We start from the raw sequence: 4,466 nt of genomic DNA, 5'->3' as shown, positions 1-4,466 counted from the left end.
CCCGCGGCAGGGCGCCCCCGGGCCGTTCCAGCCGGCCGAGCCAGGCGGCCTTCCGCCACAGCCCCGCACCGGCGCCGGCCGGCAGCGTGCCGCCGGCCGCGGGCAGCGCGAAGGAGCTGCCCGGCGCGGCCACGAACGCCGGCAGCAGCCACCGGCGGTGTCCCCGGCGCCAGGCCCGGACACTGACCGCCCGGTCCTGGAGCACGCCGTGCCGTCCGGTACGACAGGCGCCACGGGCGAGCGCCCGATACCGCCGGCGCCGCGCACAGGCCACGACGGCCACCGTCACCAGGAAGAGCTCCGCCCCCGCGAGGACACCGATCCGGCGCCCGGTCAGCCCCGGCACCAGCACCCCGGTTCCCGCCGCGAACACCCCGAGCCACCACAGCGGCGCCGCCCCGGCCCGGACCACGACGGCCACCCGGGCCAGGCCCTGCCCTCCACGACCCGCACGGCCCGCACGACTTCCGTGTGCCACGTACCGCCTCCTCGTCGTTCCGGCACAGTCGTCGGTGCGGGCAGGCCGACGAGCGTTCGTGAGACGCGCCCGAGAGCGCCCGTGCCGTCCGTCGGACGTCAGTCCACGAACAGCCCCCGCGCCGCCGCCTTGCCGTCGAACTCCTCCAGCCGCGCCTGCGCGTCGGGCAGGTCGTCGCACATGGCCTCCAGGAGAACCCGGCCCAGCAGCATCGGCGCGCACGCGGTGTCGAAGGCGAGCCCGGTGCCGACCGCCGCCGGCAGCAGCAGGTCGGAGTGCTTGGCGACCGGCGCGAAGGCCGAGTCCGCGACCGTGACGACGGTCAGCCCCGCGTCCTTGGCGTAGGCGAGGGTGTCCACGACCTCGCGCGGATGGCGCGGCAGCGCGAAACACAGCAGCGCCGATGCGCCTGCCCGTACGGCACCGTCGATGCGGTCCTGGATCATCGTGCCGCCCTCGTCGAGCAGCCGTACGTCGGGGTGCACCTTGCCGGCGAAGTACGCGAAGCCGTAGGCCTGGGAGGCCGCGGCCCGCAGGCCCAGGACGGGCAGCGGACGGGAGGCGGCGAGGACGCGGCCCGCCTCCCGTACCGGCCGCGGATCGGCCAGCGCCTCCGCCAGGTGCCGCAGGTTCTCGATCTCGGCCTCGACCGCCTGCTGGTACTCGTTGTACGGGGCCGGCCGGTCCACGGGTTCGGCGGGCGCGACCTCGCGCAGATGGCGGCGCAGCGCCGGGTAGCCGTCGAAGCCGAGCGCGACCGCGAAACGGGTCACCGACGGCTGGCTGACCCCGGCCAGCTCGGCCAGCTCGACGCTGGACAGGAACGGCACGTCGGCGGCCCGTCGCACCATGCTGTGCGCGATGCGCCGCTGGGTCGGCGTGAGCCGGTGTCCTTCGAAGAGCGCCTGCAGCCGTGCGGCAGGGCTGTCGGTTCCGCTCATGACGTGCTTCCCCTCCAGAAGTCGTCGACGACCCGAGAGGCTACCTCCCCGACCAGTTTTTATTCAGACACCAAGAACTCTGCATGAGGTCATACAGTCACGGCAAGGGACCGGCCGGGTCCCACCGAACGGTTCCCCGGCGACGCCTACGGCGGCCTGCCCCCGCCGAACAAGGGGGCTGTCCCCAGTGCGGCGGGGGTCCGGGCTGCCTAGCCTGGTCCGCATGACCGGAATGGACGCGCGGGACACCGACCTGAAGAAGGAACTCGACGCCTCCCTGCAGGCCCGCAGGGAGCTGGGCGAGGAGTACGAGTCCGCGCTGGTCGACTCGTTCCTGGAGAAGGTCGACCAGCGCATCGACGCCGTCGTCGAACGCCGGGTGCGCCGGCAGCTCGCCGAGCAGCAGATGGTGTCGGCCCGGGACTCCCGCTCGCCGAAGGCCACCGACTCCTGGGGCGAGCGCTTCGGCTTCGGCATCGTCTCGCTGGTGCTGGCCGTCCCGTTGTCCGCGATCGGCGGCGGCGTCGCCGACCTGCCCGGCCTCATCACCGCCTGGGTCGGCATCGTCGGCGTCAACGCCGTCCAGGCCGCCCGCACCAACCCCGACCTGTTCACCGGCCGCCGCCGCGCCTCCGCCCAGGACAGCGACTGGGAGAGCTGAGGCGAAGACGACGACGGCCCCGACCATCGATCGAGGAACCAGGACGGCGGCCGGCCACGTCCGCGAGAGCGGCGCCGGTTCAGGCGCGAAGGCAGCGCGCGGGGACCGCCGCACCCCCGGGCGACCGGGGGGCGGGACGACGGCGGTCCCCGCGAGGGACGCGGGCCGGCTCAGGGCCGGGCAGGCGCGTCCACGGCGTCCGCAGAGGTCCGGGAGCCGCTCCGGAGGTCCTGGCGCCGTTCGCACCTCCCACTCTCCCGGACCCGTGTTAAGCGAGTGCTGCGGGCACGTGAAACGCTCGTACCGGTTCCGTGACCGTCTACTGCTTCCCGCCCTTGGCCAGGAAGGCGAGCAGGTCCTGGCGGCTGACCACACCGGTCGGCTTGCCCTCCACCAGCACGATCGCCGCGTCCGCCGTGCCGAGCACCGCCATCAGGTCGCCGACCGGCTCACCGGAGCCGACCTGCGGCAGCGGGGCCGACATGTGCTTCTCCAGCGGGTCCTCCAGCGAGGCCCGCTTGGTGAACAGCGCGTCCAGCAGCTCCCGTTCCACCACGGAGCCCACGACCTCCGCCGCCATGACGTCCGGGTGGCCGGCGCCCGGCTTCACGATCGGCATCTGCGAGACGCCGTACTCGCGCAGCACCTCGATGGCCTGGCCGACCGTCTCCTCCGGGTGCATGTGGACCAGGGACGGGATGCCGTCCTCCTTGTCGTTCAGGACGTCACCGACGCGCGCGCTCGGCCCCTCGTCCTCCAGGAAGCCGTAGTCGGCCATCCACTCGTCGTTGAAGATCTTGCTGAGGTACCCGCGCCCGCTGTCCGGCAGCAGTACCACCACGACGTCGTCCGGACCGAGCCGTTCGGCCACGCGCAGGGCGGCGACGACCGCCATGCCGCAGGAGCCGCCGACCAGGAGGCCCTCCTCCTTGGCCAGGCGGCGGGTCATCTGGAAGGAGTCCTTGTCGGACACGGCCACGATCTCGTCGGCGACCGTCCGGTCGTAGGCGGTCGGCCAGAAGTCCTCACCGACGCCCTCGACGAGGTACGGCCGGCCGGAGCCGCCGGAGTACACCGAGCCCTCGGGGTCGGCGCCGATCACCTTGACCCTGCCGTCGCTGGCGTCCTTCAGGTAGCGGCCGGTGCCGGAGATGGTGCCGCCGGTGCCGACGCCGGTCACGAAGTGGGTGATCTTCCCCTCGGTCTGCTCCCACAGCTCGGGGCCGGTGGAGTGGTAGTGCGACAGGGAGTTGTTGGGGTTGGAGTACTGGTCGGGCTTCCAGGCGCCCGGCGTCTCCCGCACCAGCCGGTCGGAGACGTTGTAGTACGAGTCCGGGTGCTCGGGCGCGACGGCCGTCGGGCACACGACCACTTCCGCGCCGTACGCGCGCAGCACGCTGATCTTGTCGGTGGAGACCTTGTCCGGGCAGACGAAGATGCACTTGTAGCCCTTCTGCTGGGCCACGATGGCGAGTCCCACGCCCGTGTTCCCGCTGGTCGGCTCGATGATCGTGCCGCCCGGCCTGAGCTCCCCGCTCTTCTCGGCCGCCTCGATCATCCGCAGGGCGATGCGGTCCTTCACGGACCCGCCCGGGTTGAAGTACTCGACCTTGGCCAGGACGGTCGCCCTGATCCCCTGGGTGACGCTGTTGAGCCGCACCAGCGGGGTGTTGCCGATGAGGCTGGTCATCGAGTCGTGGAATTGCACCGTTGTCTCCGGTCGCTGCAAAAGGTGTGGTCGTAGTGGTCCCGCCAGCGTAGGCCAGGGGCGCGGCACCGGGGGCGGGCATTCACTCCCTGTTGGGATTGGACCACGGTCCGTACGGGGCAAGGAGTGGGTGGAGGGCTACGCAGGAGGTGGCGGCGGGCATGACGAGCATGTCGAGGGCGAGGGTGGCCCGGCGGATCGCGGCCGGTGCCGCGTACGGGGGCGGTGGGCTCGGCCTGGCCGGCGCGGCCGCCGTCGGCCTGTTGCTCGCCGAGGTGCAGATGGCCAAGCGTCACGTGGGCAACGGCACGAACAACCGCGTGCCGGTCGCGGACGGCGTGTACGGCCGGGGGTACGACACCCCCGGCGAGCCGCCGCTGAGCCTGGTCATGCTCGGTGACTCCACGGCCGCGGGCCAGGGCGTCCACCGGGCCGGGCAGACGCCGGGCGCGCTGCTGGCGTCGGGGCTCGCGGCGGTGGCGGAACGTCCGGTGCGGCTGCGGAACGTCGCCGCGCCCGGGGCGCAGTCCGACGACCTGGACCGGCAGGTGGCGCTGGTGCTCGCCGATCCGGCGCAGGTCCCGGACATCTGCGTGATCATGGTCGGCGCGAACGACGTGACCCGCCGGATGCCGCCGACCCGCTCGGTGCGGTACCTGTCGGCGGCGGTACGGCGGC

5 protein-coding genes are annotated in these 4,466 nt (G+C 73.1%); 2 read left to right on the top strand and 3 right to left on the bottom strand.

Going from position 1 to position 4,466, the window contains the following annotated elements:
• Positions 1-478: hypothetical protein (locus RH94_RS23255; protein ID WP_234425978.1), on the bottom strand; the 478-nt coding region annotated here is incomplete at its 3' end.
• A 98-nt stretch (positions 479-576) separates the two neighbouring features.
• Positions 577-1,419 carry a MurR/RpiR family transcriptional regulator gene (locus RH94_RS23250; RefSeq protein WP_073949581.1) on the bottom strand — a complete coding sequence of 281 codons (843 nt, stop codon included), beginning with the start codon at positions 1,417-1,419 and terminating at the stop codon, positions 577-579.
• Positions 1,420-1,651: 232 nt separating this feature from the next.
• On the opposite strand from RH94_RS23250, the gene RH94_RS23245 reads away from it, so the two are divergent.
• Positions 1,652-2,080, top strand: a complete 429-nt coding sequence (locus RH94_RS23245; protein WP_073949579.1) for a hypothetical protein — start codon at positions 1,652-1,654, stop codon at positions 2,078-2,080.
• 319 nt (positions 2,081-2,399) lie between these two features.
• On the opposite strand, the gene RH94_RS23240 is transcribed toward RH94_RS23245, so the two are convergent.
• Positions 2,400-3,788: a cystathionine beta-synthase gene (locus RH94_RS23240; protein WP_073949577.1), complete on the bottom strand. Its 1,389-nt coding sequence runs from the start codon at positions 3,786-3,788 to the stop codon at positions 2,400-2,402.
• A gap of 161 nt (positions 3,789-3,949) precedes the next feature.
• Between RH94_RS23240 and RH94_RS44290 the strand changes: the two genes are divergently transcribed.
• On the top strand, positions 3,950-4,466 hold a 517-nt coding region (locus RH94_RS44290), incomplete at its 3' end, for a GDSL-type esterase/lipase family protein (protein ID WP_234425977.1).

The organism is Streptomyces kebangsaanensis, from assembly GCF_001906585.1.
Classification (GTDB): domain Bacteria; phylum Actinomycetota; class Actinomycetes; order Streptomycetales; family Streptomycetaceae; genus Streptomyces; species Streptomyces kebangsaanensis.
The sequence above is the reverse complement of the archived record's forward strand: the minus strand, read 5'-3'. Positions and strand labels throughout refer to the sequence as shown.